This is a genomic window from Grimontia sedimenti (assembly GCF_011045095.1).
Classification (GTDB): domain Bacteria; phylum Pseudomonadota; class Gammaproteobacteria; order Enterobacterales; family Vibrionaceae; genus Enterovibrio; species Enterovibrio sedimenti.
In genome coordinates, this window is the sequence record NZ_JAALDL010000013.1 from 150,877 (window position 1) to 168,898 (window position 18,022).

Below are 18,022 nucleotides of genomic sequence, written 5' to 3' on the forward strand. Positions count from 1 at the left end.
TGTTATTGCGCCTTTATTCGGCGTCGATGTGCAGGGCTAACCAGCGTGGCACCTCTTTTTCCAGCCAGAAGTCTGGAACATTCAAGGTACCGGAGACAAATCCGACATGACCGCCATATTCGGTCAGGTGATAGTCAATGTTGTCCGGAAGCGGGGCCTTCGGGATCACCGCTTCCGTCATAAAGGGATCATCTTTAGCATGGATCACTTTGAGCGGAGCCGCAATTTCCTGCAACACACCTAAGCCACTGCATTGGCGATAATAATCCTCAGCATCGTTGAATCCGTGCAGTGGTGCAGTGACGGTTTGGTCGAACTGATAGAGATTCGATATCGCCACTTTCTCCCCGCTTTTCCAGTGCCCGATTTGCGGGTGACGGGCAAGCTTGTTACCGAGGGTGCGGTTCATTGAGCGGAGCAGATACGCTTGATAGACGCGGGAAAAACCCTGACGAATGCGGCTGGAACATGCTGCCAGATCCAAAGGTGGGCTGATGACGCATCCGGCTTGAATGATGGGATCGTCTTTAAACTCTGCCAGATAGCGCACCAGCATATTGCCACCGAGGGAAACGCCGGTAGCGACTTTGGCGTTTTCAGGGAATCGCCGTTTGAGGTACTCGAGGAAAAAGCGGGCATCCCCCGTTTCACCTGAGTGATAGCTGCGTGGCATTTTGTTCAGCGAGCCGCTGCAACCGCGAAAGTGCATTAAAACGCCGACCCAGCCTTGTTGCTTGAAGGCGTTGAGTAAACCGTTGGCATAAGGGCTGTAAAAACACCCGGCAAGACCGTGAAACAACACTACGATAGGTTTGCCACCGACAGTTGTCGGGTCTTGTGTCCAGCTGATATCCAGAAAATCCCCATCCGGCGTTTCTAAACGTTGCCAGACAGGTTCAAATACCGCTTTCCTGCGCAAAAAGCGCGGAAGCAGGGTTTGAACATGTGGATTCTTGGCGCCTTTCATCGGCACGAAAGGTGTGTTTGCTGTTTGTTCCATGTCTATCTCTTACAACGCAAATTCAGTCATTGGTGGATTTGCCAAAAGCCTGGCGAGCTTCTCGCAGCCCTGTTCAAGTAACTCGCGACTAGGCGGTGCGCTCACAGCAATCCGCACCGTCGGTGGCGCGGAATATCCTGCGGGAACAAAAAGCTCAGACGATTTCAGCTCTAGACCTTCTGCTTTGCTCGCCGAAAGAAACTCACTGAGAGACCAACCTTCGGGCAATGTTAGCCAGCCGTGAAACGCGTTGGGGTGATAACGCAGTGAATCAGTACCAAGATAGCGGGTAACGATCTCCCACCGTGTTTCCATTTCAGTACGAATGGTTTCGAGGATCTGGTTTGCTGAGCCATTCTCCAAAAGGATCGCCGCCATGGCGGTTAAAAGCGGGCTGATCATCCAGCTGTGGTTTTGCAGCGCGTTAACGAAGTGGGGATAGAAACGCTCCGGCAGATGCAAGAAACCCAGACGAAGACCGGGCGCCAGTGTCTTCGCCAGCCCACCAATATATATCACACTGTCAGGCGCTAGATTGACCATCGGCGAAGGTCGTTCGCGGGGAAGCAGGCCATTAATGTCATCTTCCACGATCATCAATTGCTGTTGTTCACATACTTCGATGAGTGCATGTCTGCGTGCTTCACTCATGGTCGCTGTCGTCGGGTTTTGTAGGGTTGGCGTGAGATACACCAATCTCGCCTGGTATTGCTGGCAGGCTGCGCTTAAGGATTCTGGCAACATGCCTTCTTCATCCATCTCTACAGGTTTCACCGTAAGTTGCAGCTGTCTGGCAAGACTGAGTAAACCGGGATAGGTGAACTTGTCGGTAAGAATGGTATCGCCAGCCCGGCAGAGGGTCATTAGGCAAAGCTGCATGGCATTTTGCGCGCCGGAACAGAACAGCAAGCGTGACGGATCGGCGTTCACCTGATGCCCATTCAACCAGTCGGCCAGAATTTCACGATGACGCACAATGCCGGAAGGCGGCTGATACAGCATCAGACTGTTGAGTTCCTGCGGGTGGGCAGCAAGTTGCTCCAATGCTTCTGCGAAGAGATCGGCACGGTTAATCGTTGGCGGCACGTTGTAGCCAAAGCTCAGCACATCTTGTCGATCAGGATCGGAAAAAGACCAAAGTGGGCGGTTGTTCTCGCAAATGTAAGTGCCTGCACCGACTTTGGCTTCGACAATGCCGCGACGCTCTGCTTCCGCATAGGCGCGGGTCACTGTTCCTACGGTGACTGACAAAGCATCCGCCAGTGCGCGGTGGGTAGGTAACTTGGTGCCGGGTGCCAGTTCTTTGCTAACCACTTTATCCGCAATGGCATCGGCTATTTGCCGATACATAGGAGCGCCGGACTTCTCCAATGCAATATTGATGATTGTCATGGTGACAATAAACCTTTTGATCTAATTTTTGATCCCTGTTAGCGTGAATTTTGAACAATAAGTAGGTCAATTTCAAATTTTAGCCTGAATTGTATCGATACAATGTGAGCGGGGAGACAATTCATGATGGAACTATCTTTTCTGGCGACACTGGCGCTTTTTGCGGCGACCATGACGGGGACGCCGGGACCGAATAACATGATGCTGACAGCATCGGGAGCGAACTTTGGATTCAGACGCACTGTGCCTCATCTTGTTGGTATTTCCCTTGGTGTTGCGTCTTTAATTGGCGTGGTTGCAGCAGGACTGGGGGCGGTGTTTCAAATTTACCCTTGGGTGCAAGAGGGGATGAAGCTGCTGGCGAGCGCTTATCTTCTTTATCTGGCATGGCGCATTGCCAAGGCGGGGGCGCCTTCTAAAGATGCTTCGGCAGATCGCCGACCGATGACTTTAATAGAGGGGGCCTTGTTCCAATATGTGAATCCCAAAGCATGGGCTATGTCAGTCAGCGCAGTGGGTACTTTCACTTTGTCAGGCGGGGATTATTGGCTATCGGCAGCGGTGATCGTAATGACGTTTCTGGTGGTGGGTTTATCTCTGACATCAATTTGGGCGGGCTTTGGCGTCTGGGTTGGCAAGGTGCTTTCAACAGACAAGAGCTGGGTGGTGTTTAACCGGGTGATGGGTACGCTGACGGCATCCTGTCTGATCTTTATCTGGGGCTAGCGCTGATTGATGACGTTCAAGCCTTTCATGAGTGCAGGGTAAAGATAGTGTGCGTCACCGTCCAGTTGCGAACAGTACATCTCCAAAGAGGAAGAGGCGTTTTCTTCCCAAAATTGCTGGTTTATACAGGTGAGCAATTCCTGCTGCTGGAACTTCTCTAATGTCAGCTCATAGTTAAGCATTTTCTGGTAAGCCCCGCGTGAGAGCTGCGGTTTGAGATCGCGCCGCATCAAGCGATAGCGCGTGAGCAGGGTTTCTGACTGAACCAATGATTGGCGAAGTTGAGCGAGTGATGAGGCCGAAAGAGAAAACCCGGCGTCTTCCAACCAGGCTAATAGCAGCGCGAGATTCACATTGCCTTTGAACTGATCCTGAAGTTTAAGGCAGGCGTGTTTGACCTCTTGCTGTCCGTAATGATGCAGACAAAATTGCCACAGTCCATCGGCTGCGGCTTGCTGTTTTAGCGGCCTTGGAACTCCGCTTCCATTTGCTCCAGTTGTTCCTGAAGATCCATCCATTCCAGTTCGACCTCTTCGAGCGATGATTTCGCGTCTGCCTGCTGGCGCAGCAATTCGGTAAGTTTCTCTTTGTTGGACGCTTCATAAATAGAAGGTTCCGCCAGTTGAGATTCTACTTCCGCAATTGTTGCAGAATACTTTTCGAGTTTTGTATCCAGCGTGTCAATTTTCTTGCGGATAGGCGCAGTCTGCTTGCGAAATTCTGCTTCCAGACGTTTTTGTTCTTTACGTGCTGCTTGAGTATTTGCACCTGCGGGTTTGGCGTTTTCTGCCTGCTCCTGACGACGCTCAGAGCGCTGCAATTCATTCAGCCACTGATGGTAATCATTCAGGTCGCCGTTGAATGGCTCAACCTTACGATCATGCACCAAATACAGATCGTCAGTGGTTGCACGGAGCAGGTATCTGTCGTGGCTCACGATAACCATCGCGCCTTCAAACGATTGCAGCGCCATGGTCAGTGCAGCGCGCATGTCGAGGTCAAGGTGGTTGGTGGGCTCATCGAGCAGCAACAGGTTCGGTTTTTGCCAGACAATTAATGCCAGCACCAGACGTGCTTTTTCACCGCCAGAGAAAGGTGCAATCACATCCAGCGCTTTATCGCCATGGAAACCAAAGCTGCCGAGGTAATCGCGAAGTTGTTGCTCTGTCGCTTCCGGTGCCAAACGCATCATGTGCTGAATGGCTGTTTCATCATCACGTAGCGTTTCCAACTGGTGCTGTGCAAAGTAACCAATCTTCACACCCTGCGAATAACGCAGCTCACCAGCCTGTGCGGGTACTGTGCCAGAAAGCAGTTTGATGAGCGTTGATTTACCCGCGCCGTTGCGGCCAATCAGACCAATTCGGCTGCCTGGCACCAGATTCAGGAAGATTTTTTCCAGAATCATGGTGTCGCCATAGCCCGCGCACACCTCTTCCATCATCAAAATAGGATTCGGTAGAGCAGATGGTTCACGGAATTCGAAACTGAATGGGTTATCAAATTGTGCTGGCAGCATTTTTTCCATGCGCTCAAGGGCTTTAATACGGCTCTGCGCCTGACGGGCTTTACTGGCCTTATAGCGGAAGCGGTCAATGTAAGACTGCATGTGCGCCATTTGCTTTTGCTGCTTCTGGTACATCGCCTGTTGCAGGATCAGCTTTTCAGCGCGCATGGTTTCGAACGCCGAGTAGTTCCCCGTGTATTCGTTTAGCAGGTCATTTTCGATATGGATGATGCGGTTAACCACTGGGTCAAGGAAATCGCGGTCATGGGAAATGAGTACCAGTGTACCGCGGTAGTTTTGCAGCCACTTCTCCAGCCACATCACGGCGTCCAAATCCAAGTGGTTGGTCGGTTCGTCGAGCAGCAGTAAGTCTGAGCGACATAGCAGTGCCTGTGCCAAGTTCAGGCGCATACGCCAACCACCGGAGAACTGGGTGAGGTTCCAGCTCATCTGATCCTGACGAAAGCCGAGGCCATCCAGCAACTCTGCTGCGCGGGCGCGAATGCTGTAGCCGCCGACGGCATCAATTTTGTCGTGAAGGGTGGCGACCTTGTGGCCGTCATCCGCTTCTTCAGCAGCACGAAGGGCCTGTTCCAGCGCGCGGTATTCACGGTCCCCGTCAATCACATATTCAATCGCTTCGCGTTCCAGCGCCGGGGTTTCCTGCGCCACCCACGCCATTTGCCAGCCGCTTGGGAAGTTACAACTACCCGCATCAAGGGACAGTTCGCCTTTCAGCAACGCAAACAGGGTGGATTTACCGCAGCCGTTTTTACCGACCAGACCGACTTTGTCGCCCGGGTGGATAGTGGCAGAGGCATTGTTAAGCAGCGGTTTGCCACCACGAAGTAGCTGAATATCAGAAATAGTGATCATGACTCTTGGCGGCTCCGGCCGCAGGAATGTGGGGTCGAAAAACTGGCGCTGTTATATCACACGACGGCGATTTACTTAAGAGAGGCGCAAAAATGGACCACGGCAGAGCGGTGAAATGCGGGACGATTTACCGTATGGTTGGAGTATACCCAATCAACCTGAAGATGCAGGATTCAGCGAGATTGACTGACGTTGTGATCGCGGCGTTCCTTTGTAGGTGTAGCCATCTCCATCAAAAAGGAGCAACAAAGAGCACGGCGTCAGTCAACTCGCCCGGAGGGAGGCCTTCAATGCGCCCACTTCTTTGTTAAATACCACGGAAATAGAACGAGACTATTCCTCGTGGAATTTGCCTCGAATTGAGCGTATTGATGGCCTCTGAATGCGAGTATCTTCAGGTCGTTTGGGTATATGACGCCAAAGCCGCAGAGTTGGCAGTTTTGTGTCATGATAAAAAGATTATAAAAAATATTATGTTACCTCTTCGCTCTACCTTAAATTGGGCGTTGGAAAGCTTAAAAGGATTTTGCTGCCAAATGGGAACCCCCGACAACGTCGTTATTTAAATCGAAAGTGCTGGTGGTCTTTGCTCACCCGGACCCGCACGAGTCTGTCGCCAACAAACGGATGATTGAGGCTGCCCGTCAATTTGACCATGTCAAAGTACACGACCTCTATGCGGCCTATCCTGACTTTATTATTGATGTTCACCATGAGCGTGAGCTTCTTCTAGAACACGATGTGATTGTGTTCCAACACCCACTTCAAATGTATTCCTGTCCTTCGCTTCTAAAAGAGTGGATTGATGTGGTGCTTGGTAAAGGCTTTGCCCACGGTGGCGGTAATGCATTGGCTGGCAAGATTTGCCGCTTTGTTATCACGACTGGCGGTGCTGCGGAAGCCTTTAGCCAAACCGGTTACAACAAATACAGTATGGAAGAGCTGTTGCAGCCGTTTGAGCTGACCGCGCTCCTTTGCCAGATGCGTTGGGTTGATCCACTAGTGCTTCACTGGGCTCGCCGCGTGAGTGATGAAGACAGGGAAGCTCATGCCGAACTCTACGCCGATTGGCTCTGTCATCCTGTGTCGGAGGTGGTGTAATGGGACATAACTACCTTCTAGACGCTCTGATTTTCCTTGCCGCTGCTGTGGTGGCAGTTCCCCTTGCCCAGCGCCTCGGAATTGGCTCTGTGCTGGGGTATTTGATCGGCGGTGTGGTGATTGGCCCCTGGGGGCTTGGCCTGATTACAGATGTAGAAGCGATTCTGCACTTTGCCGAGCTTGGTGTGGTACTTCTGTTGTTCCTGATTGGTCTGGAATTGAATCCAAAGAAGCTGTTGCAGATGCGACGGCCAATCCTTGGCTTTGGTGGCTCTCAGGTCTTTATCAGTACCGTGGTGATTGCTCTTATTGCCTATTACTGGGGCGTTGGTCGCGTAGATGCCTTGGTTGTCGGGATGGGACTGGCGCTTTCATCCACGGCCATCGCCATGCGGATTATCGAAGAACAACGCTTGATGCGCAGCGAAGCCGGACAATCCGGTTTTGCAGTGCTGTTATTTCAAGATATCGCAGTGATCCCCATGCTTGCGGTGCTTCCTGCGATGGCAGGTGGAGCGGGTGGCAGCTGGCTGGATGTGGGTATCATGCTGGGCGCAATCTTGGTGCTCTTGGTCGGTGGTCATTACCTGTTGCGTCCTTTGCTCCGTTGGGTGGTGCTCAGCCGCGTCAAAGAGATGTTCACCGTGACTGCTCTGATGCTGGTGATTGGTATCGCCATTGGTATGCAGTCACTTGGACTCTCTATGGCGCTAGGCACCTTCTTGGCAGGTGTGCTGTTGGCAGAGAGTGAATACCGCCACGAGCTGGAAATCGCCATCGAGCCGTTTAAAGGTTTGTTGCTGGGCCTCTTTTTCATCGCCGTAGGCATGGCGGTTGATCTTGGTTTACTGCTCCAATATCCGCTGGAAATTTTATCTGCGGTCGCTGGCTTGATTGGCGTAAAAGCCGCCATCATATATGGGTTAGCCCGCGTCTTTGGTGGTAGCGAGAAATCCCGCAGTCACGTAGCTTTACTGCTTAGCCAAGGTGGGGAGTTTGCGTTTGTGTTGTTTACTGCAGCGCGAAGTGAAAACTTGCTGACGCCCGAGCTTAATGCGTTCCTGTTGGTGGTGGTGAGTTTGTCTATGATGACGACACCAATATTGCTGATGCTGCAATCCAAATGGTTTGCCCGCACCATTAATGCCGAAGCCTCGACGCCAGAAGCTCAGCAGTTTGACCACGATGGGGCGCGCGTCATCATCACCGGCTTTGGCCGTTTTGGTCAGGTAGTGGGTAGATTGCTGTTCGCCAACAAGATTAAACTGACCATACTGGAACGCGACCCATCGCAAATCGCCTTGCTCAGAAAGTTTGGCTACAAGGTTTATTATGGGGATGCGACCCAGCTTGATTTGCTGAGGGCCGCAGGCGCAGCAACGGCCGAGGCCATCATTGTTTGTGCGGATTCGCCGGAAGAAGTGATGGAAATAGTTCACCTTTGCCAGCAGCACTTCCCGAATCTGAAGGTGCTCGCACGGGCTCGAAGCCGTGTTGAGGCGAACCAGTTGCTCGGCCACAATGTGGATGGATTTCCCGGGAAACATTTTTAAGTGCGTTGGATCTTGGTAAGCAAACCCTGATCGCTCTTGGGATGCATCCGTATAAAGCCAAACGGGCTGAAGCATTTTTCAGAAAGCTCGATGAAATGCGTTTACATGAAATGCAGCCCCATCATAGTGAAGACGTGACGGCTGCCTCGCGAACCAAAGAAGCCCGACTTGAACTGGAAGAGCTGTTCGACCTCGAAATGAAAGGGGATACCGAGCGGCACCAGAGCTGGAACCGAGATAGCTAACAATAAGAACGAAGTCAAGGAAGTACATGGCCAAGAAACGATTTATCGCTGGCGCGACCTGTCCATCATGCAGCGCAACGGACACGATGCGCTGGTGGCAAGAGCACCACGTGGAAGTGGTGGAGTGCGTGCAGTGCGGTCATACCGACAGGCGCTCACCGATGTCTGCGGAAGAGAAACAGCCTGTCGCGCAGCAGCAGGATGCTCAGGTGATAGGGATATTTAAACCGCAATAACGAATCCCATAGTCGAAGTCAGTTTATTTCTGTATTATCGGCGCCGAAATGAGCAGGTGTCGCTGTGTCGACACCCTTGAACCGCTTCCGGAGTTAAGATGAAAATCACTAAAGACGTGGTAGTAAGCATTGCTTACCAAGTGAAAAACGAAGACGGCATCGTGGTTGACGAGTCAACCAAAGAAATGCCACTGCAGTACCTGCAAGGTCACAACAACCTGATCGTAGGTCTGGAAAATGCACTGGAAGGTCGCGAAGCCGGCGAATCTTTCGAAGTGACTGTTGCGCCGGAAGAAGCGTACGGCGAATACCTGGATGCAATGGTTCAGCGCGTACCTGCTGACGTGTTCCAGGGCGTTGACGAAATCGTTGTTGGTATGCGCTTTCTGGCGGATACCGACCAAGGTCCAATCCCAGTTGAAGTGACTGATGTTGACGGCGATGAAGTCGTGGTTGACGGTAACCACATGCTGGCTGGCCAAACCCTGACGTTCAATGTGGAAGTGGTTGAACTACGTGCGGCGACGGAAGAAGAAATCGCACACGGTCACATCCACCAGTCTGGCGGCTGCTGCGGTGGTCACGACCATGACGACGAAGGCGGTTGCTGTGGCGGCGAAGACAAAGGCGACGACCACGAATGTTGTGGCGGTGGTGGCTGCGGCTCTCACTAAGCCTAGGCTTATACCATTGCAGCTATTGCTGGCTGCAGAGCCAGAAAAGAAAGCGCCAATCGATCAGTCGGTTGGCGCTTTTTTATTAGGCAATTTCATATTAATCTCATCGGATATCCACTCTCTCTTCGAAAGGAATCATCATGACTCGCCCCTTTTCTATCGCCATCCACGGTGGTGCCGGTACCATTGAACGCCGTCTGATGACGCCTGAGTTGGAAGCTGCCTATCGTAAGGCGTTGGCGCAGTCAGTATTGGCAGGACATGCTGTGCTGGAACAGGGTGGATCTGCGGTTGATGCGACAGTCGCCGCTGTGACAGTGATGGAAGACAGCGAGCTTTTCAATGCAGGCAAAGGCTCGGTGCTAACCCACGACGAAACTGTTGAGATGGACGCTTCTGTTATGGATGGCAGAAACCTTGAAGCCGGCGCGGTAACCCTAATTCGCCATATCAAAAACCCGATACAACTTGCCCGTGATGTGATGCAAAAAAGCTCCCATGCGATGTTGGCGGGTGAGGGCGCGGAATCCTTTGCCTTCAAAGAGTGCGGCTACGAGTACGTCGAGCAAGATTACTTTTTCACGGATCGTCGCTACAACGAGCTGAAAACAATGAAAAAAACCGGTGGCGTTGCACTGTCGGAAGCGCGCTATCCAGATGAAAAGAAACACGGTACTGTCGGTGCAGTGGCGCTCGATAAAGACGGTAATCTAGCCGCTGCAACCAGTACGGGTGGACTCACCAACAAGCGCTGGGGCAGAGTCGGTGACACACCGATCATTGGCGGAGGGAACTATGCCCGCAACGGCAATGTGGCGATTTCTGCAACCGGTATGGGCGAACTTCTGATGCGCTGCACGGTTGCAGGCGATATTGCGGGGCGCATGCAATATGGTAAGGCATCGATAGAGCAAGCCTGCCGCGATGTGATTCACGGTGATTTCCTGAGCCTTGGCGGAGAAGGCGGTGTGATTGCCATTGATGCTGACGGACAGGTGAATTTCGAATTGAATTGTCCGGGCATGTACCGCGCGACGGTGAACGAGAAAGGTGAAGCGTTGGTGGCTATTTTTGCGGACGAAGAGCTTCAGGTCCTAGGAGCCTAGGAGCCTAGGAGCCTAGGAGCCTGGGAGCCTGGGAGCCTAGGACCTGTTTTTTAGTAATGCGGTGGCGGTGTCTCTTCCGACATGCTGGCAATGTTTGCCGGCTCCATCGCTTTCAGCTTGGTTACCAAAAGGTGATTTGCGTTGCCATCTTGTCGATGGTTTTTTGCTGCTGGGTAATCGCATCATTCAGCTCTTCAATCGTGTGTTCCTGAAAAGCCTGTTTGATCTCCAGATCGTCAATTTGTTTCTGCAGACGCAGTTCTGTCTCGGTCATCTTGGTATCTCAAATTACTCTGCTATCCACGCCTGAGCGATGCCGGCGGAAGTGCCGGATATTACGCGACCAGTTGGATCGATGGCGACATCATACACGACTGCACTGGGTGGACGCGTATTTTGTTGCTCTTCCGCCAACCAGCGGCCGAGATTGTCCCCGCTTTCTACATCCCAAAACTCTACCCGTCGTCCCGGCGTGCCGGTCACTAGTTTGGTGCCATCATCTGAAAAACGGGCGGTTGAGAAATTTGGGTGGCGGTGGAACATGTTGAGCTCTGTTTTCGGCTCGCCCGTCGATAAATCCCAGATAATGGCGGTGTCATCACCATCTGCAGAGAAAGCGAATTTACCGGTGCGGTGCAACTCTACGCGGGTAATACGATGCTCATGAGGAAATTCATTGAGGATTTGTCCGGTTTCCGTGCTCCAGAAAAAGGCATTGTGGTCATTACCGCCTGACATGGCGAATTTTCCATTGGGCGCGAGCGACACACTGTTCACTTTATCTTGGTGGGCAAGGAACTCTAGGCGTCTTCCTGTGCCTAAGTCCACGAATAGGGCTTTGCCATTAGAAAGGGCAAGCAGGACTTTTTCGCCATTATTGCTGATATCAACGTCGCGGATAATGCCGTCGGAAATCGACCACAGACCTTCGGCTTGTCCCCATGCCAAATCCCATACCGCAAAGTTTTGCGATGTGGCGGTAATGGCGTAGCGGTTGTTGTCTGAGATCTGACTGGCGAGCACGGTGTTTTTATCCGGGTCTTGATCGCCGAATTCGGCCAGCTTTTTATTTTGTACCAAATCCCACAAATCAATGCCGTGGGACGTGGAAGCGATGAGCGCGAAGCGGCCGTCTCGGCTAAGGCTGAAACTGGTCACGCCATCCGGATCCAGCGTCCAGCGCTGGGCTTCATGGGTAGAGTGAAAGCAGCCGGAAAGTGCTAACAGTGTCAGAAATAAGCAAATTGTGCGGACGAATTGTCGCATTGCCCTTGTGTTCCTTATCTTGGACCCCTATAACGTCGAGTATATTGATCGTTTCGGGCTTTCGCATCGTTATCGCGTAAGCGAATAAAAGAAATGTGGGTTTTATACCAACGGAGTCACTAATGAAATCAGTTTTTAAAATGTCGCTGCTGGCTGCCACTGTTGCACTAGCTGTGGGTTGTCAGGAAGAAGCGAAAGACGAAACCGCAAAGGTTGAAGCGCCCGTTGCTGCTGAAGCTGTAACGTTCGCCACTGAAGATGACAAAGCGGCATACGCGATTGGTGCGTCCCTGGCGCAGTACCTGAAAGCCAATCTGGACCAGCAAGAAGAATTGGGCTTGTCACTGAGCAACGACTTGGTTCTGCAAGGTGTGCAGGACGCATTTGCTGACAAATCCAAGCTGACTGAAGAAGAAGCGCAGATGGCGCTGCAAGCACTGGATCAGCGTGTTGCTCAGCTGGCTCAAGAAAAAGCTCAGGAAAAAGCCGCAGAAGCAGTGAAAGTTGGTGAAGACTTCCGTGCACAGTTTGCGAAGACTGACGGTGTGAATACCACAGATTCTGGCCTTATGTACCTGGTAGAAACAATGGGTGAGGGTGATAAACCAGCAGCAGAAGACACTGTTGTGGTTCACTACAAAGGCACCCTGACTGACGGTACCCAGTTCGATAGTTCTTACGACCGTAACCAGCCAGCGACTTTCCCACTAAACCGCGTGATCCCGGGCTGGACTGAAGGCGTTCAGTTAATGCCTGTAGGTTCTAAGTTCAAGTTCGTTATCCCGCCTGAGCTGGCATACGGCTCTCAGGATACGCCGGCGATTCCTGCCAACTCGACGCTAGTGTTCGAAGTTGAGCTATTGGAAATCAAAGGCAAAGGTGACGAAGCGAAAGGTTAATCCTTCGATTGCACGTTTGCTTACAAAGAGAACCCCGGCTTTTGTCGGGGTTTTTTTATTTTCTTGATCTAAGTCTGTTAGACTTATCGCTAGATTTTAAAGTTTGCAGCTTTCGTTTATCTTTGCCTGCGGTAAACGAAATCCATCACAAAGGAAGATAAACCTGTGGTATCGACAGACAGCTTTGGTGCGGACGTGATCGTCGAAAGTGACTTTATCGAGAGTAATCCTTTCACCGACACCGATCGCGTAATCCTGAAATCTTATGAAGCCGTGGTAGATGGTCTTGCAGCCCTGATTGGTCAGCACTGTGAAATCGTGCTGCACTCGCTGGAAGATTTGAACACCTCTGCTATCAAAATTGCCAACGGCGAGAACACTGGCCGTCAGGTGGGTTCGCCTATCACTGATTTGGCACTGCGTATGTTGCGTGATATTGAAGGATCTGAGCGAAACTTCTCACGTGCTTACTTCACGCGTGCTAAAGGCAACACCCTGATGAAATCTATCACAGTGGCCATCCGCAATGCGGACAATCGCGTGATTGGCCTTCTGTGTATCAATATCAATCTGGATGCGCCTTTCTCTCAAGTGCTGCAAGCTTTCATGCCGACAGAAGAAGCTCGTCAGGCTGTGTCTTCCGTGAACTTTGCCAGCGATGTGGACGAGCTGGTAGACCAAACGGTTGAGCGCACCATCGAAGAGATCAACGCAGACAAATCTGTGTCGAACAATACCAAGAACCGCCAGATTGTGATGGAGCTGTTCGATAAAGGTATTTTCGATATCAAAGATGCCATCAACCGCGTGGCAGATCGCCTTAATATTTCCAAGCACACGGTTTATCTCTACATCCGTCAGCGAAAAGGTGAGGACGGCGAAAAATGAGCCTGAGTTATGTGCTGGTGGTGAATGGCCCAGTATACGGGCGCCAGTCATCGCTGACCGCGTTCCGCTTTGCCAAAGCACTGATAGAAAAAGGACACACGTTAACGCGTGTGTTTTTCTATCAAGATGGTGTGTCCAACGCTTCCTCACTGACAGTGCCAGCCAATGACGAATTTGATTTGGTTGCTGCTTGGCAATCACTGTCAAATGAAAGTGGCGTAGAGCTGGAAACCTGTGTTGCCGCTGCACTGCGTCGTGGTCAGGTGAGCGAAGAAGAGGCGAAACAGCATGCTCTCACATCATCCAACATGGCGGATAGCTTCTCTCAGGCGGGTCTTGGCGCGCTTTCAGAAGCTCTGCTGACTGCTGATCGCGTGATTCAGTTCTAGGTGCTGGTATGAAAAAGATAGGTTTTGTTTTCTCTTCTGCGCCTCATGGCTGCGCGTCTGGTCGAGAAGGGCTCGATGCGGTGTTGGCAACTTCCAATTACAGTGAAGATCTTGTCCTGTTCTTCGTCGGTGATGGTGTGATGCAATTGCTGGCGGGCCAAAAGCCGGATGAGGTGCTGAGTCGCGACTATATTTCTACCTTCAAAATGCTGTCACTGTGCGATGTGGAGGAAATCTATGTGTGTGCTGACTCATTAGCTGAGCGTGGGTTGAGTGACCATCCCCTTGTTATTACGGTAGAAAAAGTCTCACCAACGGACATTGCAGCCTCACTGGGTCAATGTGCCAAAGTGCTCCAGTTTTAAGGATCGTCAATGCTTCATACCGTTAATATTTCCCCTTATGCCTCATCTGCTCTGGCGAATTGTCTGCGATATTCCGAGAATCACAGTGAGATCCTTTTGCTCGAAGACGCGGTTGTTGCCGGGATTCTCGGAGGGCAGTGGCAGGAAAAACTGGTTTCGTCGGGGCGCAGGATTTACGTGCTTCAAGAGGACGCTATGGCCCGCGGCATCGAGCATCAAATCGCCTCACAATTTGAACTTATTGATATGGAAGGGTTTGTAGAGCTAACAGCCCGGCATGTCACGCAAATGAAATGGTGATTTAGCCGTCTATCTACTAGCGTAATAGTCTGGGATTGTTGCGGTTATAAAACGATCAAAGCAAAGATCGTTGTATAAATCTTGACACCCCATTTGACGACGCCTAAAATTTCGCGTCCCTACTTTTGTGGGGCATAGATTTTTCACACTTATACGTAAGTAATATCAGGAGCTATTTAATGGCAACTATTAACCAGCTGGTACGCAAGCCACGCATCAAGCAAGTTGCAAAAAGCAACGTGCCTGCGCTGGAAGCGTGTCCGCAAAAACGTGGTGTATGTACTCGTGTTTACACCACTACTCCTAAAAAACCTAACTCGGCACTGCGTAAAGTATGTCGTGTTCGCCTGACCAACGGTTTTGAAGTTACTTCATACATCGGTGGTGAAGGTCACAACCTGCAAGAGCACTCAGTTGTTCTGATCCGCGGTGGTCGTGTTAAAGACCTTCCAGGTGTGCGTTACCACACCGTTCGTGGTGCACTTGACTGTGCAGGCGTTAACGACCGTAAACAAGGTCGTTCTAAGTACGGTGTGAAGCGTCCTAAGTCTTAATGGAATCCGTTAAGTAAGGCCAAACACTAATTAATTTGTAATTTTGAAAAAACTGAAAAGTTTTGGATAAAACCTGAAGAAGACAACGGAGAATTTCCATGCCACGTCGTCGCGTAATTGGTCAGCGTAAAATCCTGCCGGATCCTAAGTTCGGATCAGAGCTGCTGGCAAAATTTGTAAACATCGTAATGGTTGACGGTAAAAAGTCGACTGCTGAAAAAATCGTTTATGGTGCACTGGACATCATGGCAGAGCGTTCTGGTAAAGATCACCTGTCTGTGTTCGAAGCCGCTCTTGAAAACGTACGCCCTGCGGTAGAGGTTAAATCTCGCCGTGTTGGTGGTTCAACTTACCAAGTGCCAGTAGAAGTACGTCCTGTACGTCGTAACGCGCTGGCGATGCGTTGGTTGGTTGAAGCTGCGCGTAAGCGTGGTGAAAAATCTATGGCTCAGCGTCTGGCTAACGAAATGCTGGATGCATCTGAGAACAAAGGTACTGCTGTTAAGAAACGTGAAGACGTTCACCGTATGGCAGAAGCGAACAAAGCATTCGCTCATTACCGCTGGTAATACCTTTTTGGGCGCGACTTCGGTCGCGCCTAAACCACACTCTAAGGATACCCTTAGTAAGAGGATACTACTGTGGCTCGTAAGACCCCTATTGAGCGCTACCGTAACATCGGTATTTGTGCGCACGTAGACGCAGGCAAAACTACAACAACAGAGCGTATCCTGTTTTACACCGGTCTTTCTCATAAAATTGGTGAAGTGCACGATGGTGCAGCAACCATGGACTGGATGGAGCAGGAGCAAGAGCGTGGTATCACCATCACCTCCGCTGCGACTACAACTTTCTGGCGCGGTATGGATGCGCAATTCCCTGAGCATCGCATCAACATCATTGATACCCCAGGACACGTTGACTTTACCATCGAGGTAGAGCGTTCCCTGCGCGTATTGGATGGTGCAGTAGTTGTATTCTGTGGTTCTTCCGGTGTTGAACCTCAGTCAGAGACCGTTTGGCGTCAGGCTGACAAATATGAAGTTCCTCGTATGGTTTTCGTCAATAAGATGGACCGTGCAGGCGCAGATTTTCTGCGTGTGGTTGAGCAGATTAAAGTTCGACTGGGCGCAACTCCAGTGCCAATTCATCTGAATATCGGCGCTGAAGAAGACTTCCGCGGTGTTATCGACCTTATCAAAATGAAGGCGATTAACTGGAGCGAAGCTGACCAGGGTATGAGCTTCACGTACGAAGACATCCCGGCAGACATGCAAGAGCTGGCTGATGAGTGGCACCAGAATCTGGTAGAAGCCGCTGCTGAAGCAAACGAAGAGCTGATGGATAAGTACCTCGAAGAGGGTGAACTGACCGAAGCTGAAATCAAGCAAGCTCTGCGTGAACGTACACTGAATAATGAAATCGTACTGGCGACTTGTGGTTCTGCATTTAAGAACAAAGGCGTTCAGGCGGTTCTTGATGCTGTTATTGAGTTCCTTCCTTCCCCTGTTGATGTGAAAGCGATCAAAGGTGAAGACGAAGATGGCAACGAGATCGAGCGTCACTCTGACGACAACGAACCGTTTGCAGCTCTGGCATTTAAGATTGCTACTGACCCATTCGTGGGTACTTTGACCTTCCTGCGTGTTTACTCAGGTGTGGTTAACACTGGCGACACTGTGTACAACTCAGTGAAGCAAAAGCGTGAGCGTTTTGGCCGTATCGTTCAGATGCACTCAAACAAGCGTGAAGAAATCAAAGAAATTCGCGCGGGTGACATTGCAGCAGCCATTGGTCTGAAAGACGTCACTACAGGTGACACCCTGTGTGCACAAGAATCAAAAGTGGTTCTTGAGCGTATGGAGTTCCCTGAACCAGTTATTCAGATCGCTGTAGAGCCACGCTCTAAAGCAGACCAGGAAAAAATGGGTATCGCGCTGGGCAAACTGGCGGCAGAAGATCCATCATTCCGCGTTGAAACCGATGACGAGTCAGGCCAGACCCTGATCTCAGGTATGGGTGAGCTTCACCTGGACATCATCGTAGACCGTATGCGTCGTGAGTTCAGCGTAGAATGTAATGTAGGTAAGCCACAGGTGGCATACCGCGAAACCATCCGTGGTTCGGCTGAAGTCGAAGGTAAATTCGTCAAGCAGTCTGGTGGTCGTGGTCAGTACGGTCATGTTTGGCTGAAACTGGAACCATCTGAGAAAGGCGAAGGTTTTGTCTTCGTCGATGAAATCGTTGGTGGTGTGGTACCGAAAGAGTACATCGGCGCTGTTGCTAAAGGTGTTGAAGAGCAGATGAGTAGCGGTGTACTTGCTGGTTACCCAGTGCTTGATATCAAAGCAACCCTTTTCGATGGTTCGTACCATGATGTTGACTCCAACGAAATGGCGTTTAAGATCGCTGCATCTATGGCATTCAAGAAAGGTGCACTTGAAGCGCAACCTGTCATTCTTGAGCCAATGATGAAAGTGGAAGTTACCACTCCAGAAGACTGGATGGGTGACGTAGTGGGCGACCTGAACCGTCGTCGTGGTCTGATTGGTGGTATGGATGAAGGTCCAGCTGGCTTGAAGATCATTCGCGCGCAGGTGCCACTGGCTGAGATGTTTGGTTACGCAACTGACTTGCGTTCAGCGACTCAGGGCCGCGCATCTTACTCTATGGAATTCAGTGACTATGCTGATATTCCTAAGAACATCGCTGATTCAATCATCGCAGAGCGTTCTTGATTGATAGGTGGTTTTAATGCTGGCATTATTGGCCCGCATTAATAAAAACTTCTGATCGCACTCACGACGGTGGGTGCGGCTCACAACTAGGAAGGAACACGATCGTGTCTAAAGAAAAATTTGAACGTACGAAACCGCACGTTAACGTTGGTACTATCGGCCACGTTGACCACGGTAAAACCACTCTGACTGCAGCAATCTGTA

19 protein-coding genes and 2 pseudogenes are annotated in these 18,022 nt (G+C 51.0%); 15 read left to right on the top strand and 6 right to left on the bottom strand.

Annotated elements, in window-relative coordinates:
- Positions 1 to 13: 13 nt before the first annotated feature.
- On the bottom strand, positions 14 to 1,000 hold the full coding sequence (locus G5S52_RS16905) for a hydrolase (RefSeq protein WP_165016259.1): 987 nt from the start codon (positions 998 to 1,000) through the stop codon (positions 14 to 16).
- A gap of 9 nt (positions 1,001 to 1,009) precedes the next feature.
- Positions 1,010 to 2,392, bottom strand: coding sequence for an aminotransferase-like domain-containing protein (locus tag G5S52_RS16910; RefSeq protein ID WP_165016262.1), 1,383 nt, complete (start codon positions 2,390 to 2,392; stop codon positions 1,010 to 1,012).
- A 123-nt stretch (positions 2,393 to 2,515) separates the two neighbouring features.
- Here G5S52_RS16910 and G5S52_RS16915 point away from each other — a divergent pair, with 123 nt between their 5' ends.
- Positions 2,516 to 3,118: a LysE family translocator gene (locus tag G5S52_RS16915; protein WP_165016265.1), complete on the top strand. Its 603-nt coding sequence runs from the start codon at positions 2,516 to 2,518 to the stop codon at positions 3,116 to 3,118.
- On the opposite strand, the gene G5S52_RS16920 is transcribed toward G5S52_RS16915, so the two are convergent.
- Complete coding sequence (locus G5S52_RS16920; protein WP_165016268.1) at positions 3,115 to 3,636, bottom strand: TIGR02444 family protein; 522 nt, start codon at positions 3,634 to 3,636, stop codon at positions 3,115 to 3,117. The genes G5S52_RS16915 and G5S52_RS16920 overlap by 4 nt on opposite strands.
- Positions 3,579 to 5,501 (bottom strand): ABC transporter ATP-binding protein, encoded by a 1,923-nt coding sequence (locus G5S52_RS16925; RefSeq protein ID WP_165016311.1) that lies wholly within the window; start codon positions 5,499 to 5,501, stop codon positions 3,579 to 3,581. The genes G5S52_RS16920 and G5S52_RS16925 overlap by 58 nt, the downstream gene beginning before the upstream one ends.
- A 573-nt stretch (positions 5,502 to 6,074) precedes the next feature.
- On the opposite strand from G5S52_RS16925, the gene kefG reads away from it, so the two are divergent.
- The 5 genes and pseudogenes from kefG to G5S52_RS16950 all read left to right on the top strand — a co-directional run bounded on the left by kefG (position 6,075) and on the right by G5S52_RS16950 (position 10,419).
- Positions 6,075 to 6,602 (top strand): glutathione-regulated potassium-efflux system ancillary protein KefG, encoded by a 528-nt coding sequence (gene kefG / locus G5S52_RS16930; protein ID WP_165016314.1) that lies wholly within the window; start codon positions 6,075 to 6,077, stop codon positions 6,600 to 6,602.
- Positions 6,602 to 8,400: pseudogene (gene kefB / locus G5S52_RS16935) on the top strand (glutathione-regulated potassium-efflux system protein KefB). The gene kefG and the pseudogene kefB overlap by 1 nt, the downstream one beginning before the upstream one ends.
- 26 nt (positions 8,401 to 8,426) lie before the next feature.
- Positions 8,427 to 8,636, top strand: a complete 210-nt coding sequence (locus G5S52_RS16940; RefSeq protein WP_002535178.1) for a YheV family putative zinc ribbon protein — start codon at positions 8,427 to 8,429, stop codon at positions 8,634 to 8,636.
- Positions 8,637 to 8,734: 98 nt separating this feature from the next.
- The gene (slyD, locus tag G5S52_RS16945; protein WP_002535177.1) at positions 8,735 to 9,310 is read left to right on the top strand and encodes a peptidylprolyl isomerase; all 576 of its coding nucleotides are present in this window, start codon (positions 8,735 to 8,737) and stop codon (positions 9,308 to 9,310) included.
- A gap of 143 nt (positions 9,311 to 9,453) precedes the next feature.
- A complete protein-coding gene (locus tag G5S52_RS16950) occupies positions 9,454 to 10,419 on the top strand; it encodes an isoaspartyl peptidase/L-asparaginase family protein (RefSeq protein WP_165016316.1) in 966 nt (321 codons plus the stop codon).
- A 50-nt stretch (positions 10,420 to 10,469) separates the two neighbouring features.
- On the opposite strand, the pseudogene G5S52_RS16955 reads toward G5S52_RS16950, so the two are convergent.
- Together G5S52_RS16955 and G5S52_RS16960 are read right to left on the bottom strand one after the other, a co-directional pair.
- Positions 10,470 to 10,693: pseudogene (locus G5S52_RS16955) on the bottom strand (SlyX family protein).
- 14 nt (positions 10,694 to 10,707) lie between these two features.
- Complete coding sequence (locus G5S52_RS16960; RefSeq protein WP_046307176.1) at positions 10,708 to 11,685, bottom strand: WD40 repeat domain-containing protein; 978 nt, start codon at positions 11,683 to 11,685, stop codon at positions 10,708 to 10,710.
- A 122-nt stretch (positions 11,686 to 11,807) separates the two neighbouring features.
- Between G5S52_RS16960 and fkpA the strand changes: the two genes are divergently transcribed.
- The 9 genes from fkpA to G5S52_RS17005 all read left to right on the top strand — a co-directional run.
- A complete protein-coding gene (gene fkpA, locus G5S52_RS16965) occupies positions 11,808 to 12,584 on the top strand; it encodes an FKBP-type peptidyl-prolyl cis-trans isomerase (RefSeq protein ID WP_165016318.1) in 777 nt (258 codons plus the stop codon).
- A 165-nt stretch (positions 12,585 to 12,749) separates the two neighbouring features.
- A complete protein-coding gene (locus G5S52_RS16970) occupies positions 12,750 to 13,472 on the top strand; it encodes a helix-turn-helix transcriptional regulator (RefSeq protein WP_002535169.1) in 723 nt (240 codons plus the stop codon).
- Positions 13,469 to 13,861 (top strand): sulfurtransferase complex subunit TusD, encoded by a 393-nt coding sequence (gene tusD / locus G5S52_RS16975; RefSeq protein WP_165016320.1) that lies wholly within the window; start codon positions 13,469 to 13,471, stop codon positions 13,859 to 13,861. The genes G5S52_RS16970 and tusD overlap by 4 nt, the downstream gene beginning before the upstream one ends.
- Positions 13,862 to 13,869: 8 nt before the next feature.
- A complete protein-coding gene (gene tusC, locus G5S52_RS16980) occupies positions 13,870 to 14,226 on the top strand; it encodes a sulfurtransferase complex subunit TusC (protein WP_165016324.1) in 357 nt (118 codons plus the stop codon).
- A gap of 9 nt (positions 14,227 to 14,235) precedes the next feature.
- Positions 14,236 to 14,526 carry a sulfurtransferase complex subunit TusB gene (gene tusB / locus G5S52_RS16985; RefSeq protein WP_165016327.1) on the top strand — a complete coding sequence of 97 codons (291 nt, stop codon included), beginning with the start codon at positions 14,236 to 14,238 and terminating at the stop codon, positions 14,524 to 14,526.
- 179 nt (positions 14,527 to 14,705) lie between these two features.
- On the top strand, positions 14,706 to 15,080 hold the full coding sequence (rpsL, locus tag G5S52_RS16990; RefSeq protein WP_002535163.1) for a 30S ribosomal protein S12: 375 nt from the start codon (positions 14,706 to 14,708) through the stop codon (positions 15,078 to 15,080).
- Between the two features lie 98 nt (positions 15,081 to 15,178).
- On the top strand, positions 15,179 to 15,649 hold the full coding sequence (gene rpsG, locus G5S52_RS16995) for a 30S ribosomal protein S7 (protein WP_002535161.1): 471 nt from the start codon (positions 15,179 to 15,181) through the stop codon (positions 15,647 to 15,649).
- A 72-nt stretch (positions 15,650 to 15,721) separates the two neighbouring features.
- Positions 15,722 to 17,818, top strand: coding sequence for an elongation factor G (gene fusA, locus G5S52_RS17000; RefSeq protein ID WP_002535160.1), 2,097 nt, complete (start codon positions 15,722 to 15,724; stop codon positions 17,816 to 17,818).
- Between the two features lie 104 nt (positions 17,819 to 17,922).
- Positions 17,923 to 18,022: GTP-binding protein (locus G5S52_RS17005; RefSeq protein ID WP_135300427.1), on the top strand; the 100-nt coding region annotated here is incomplete at its 3' end.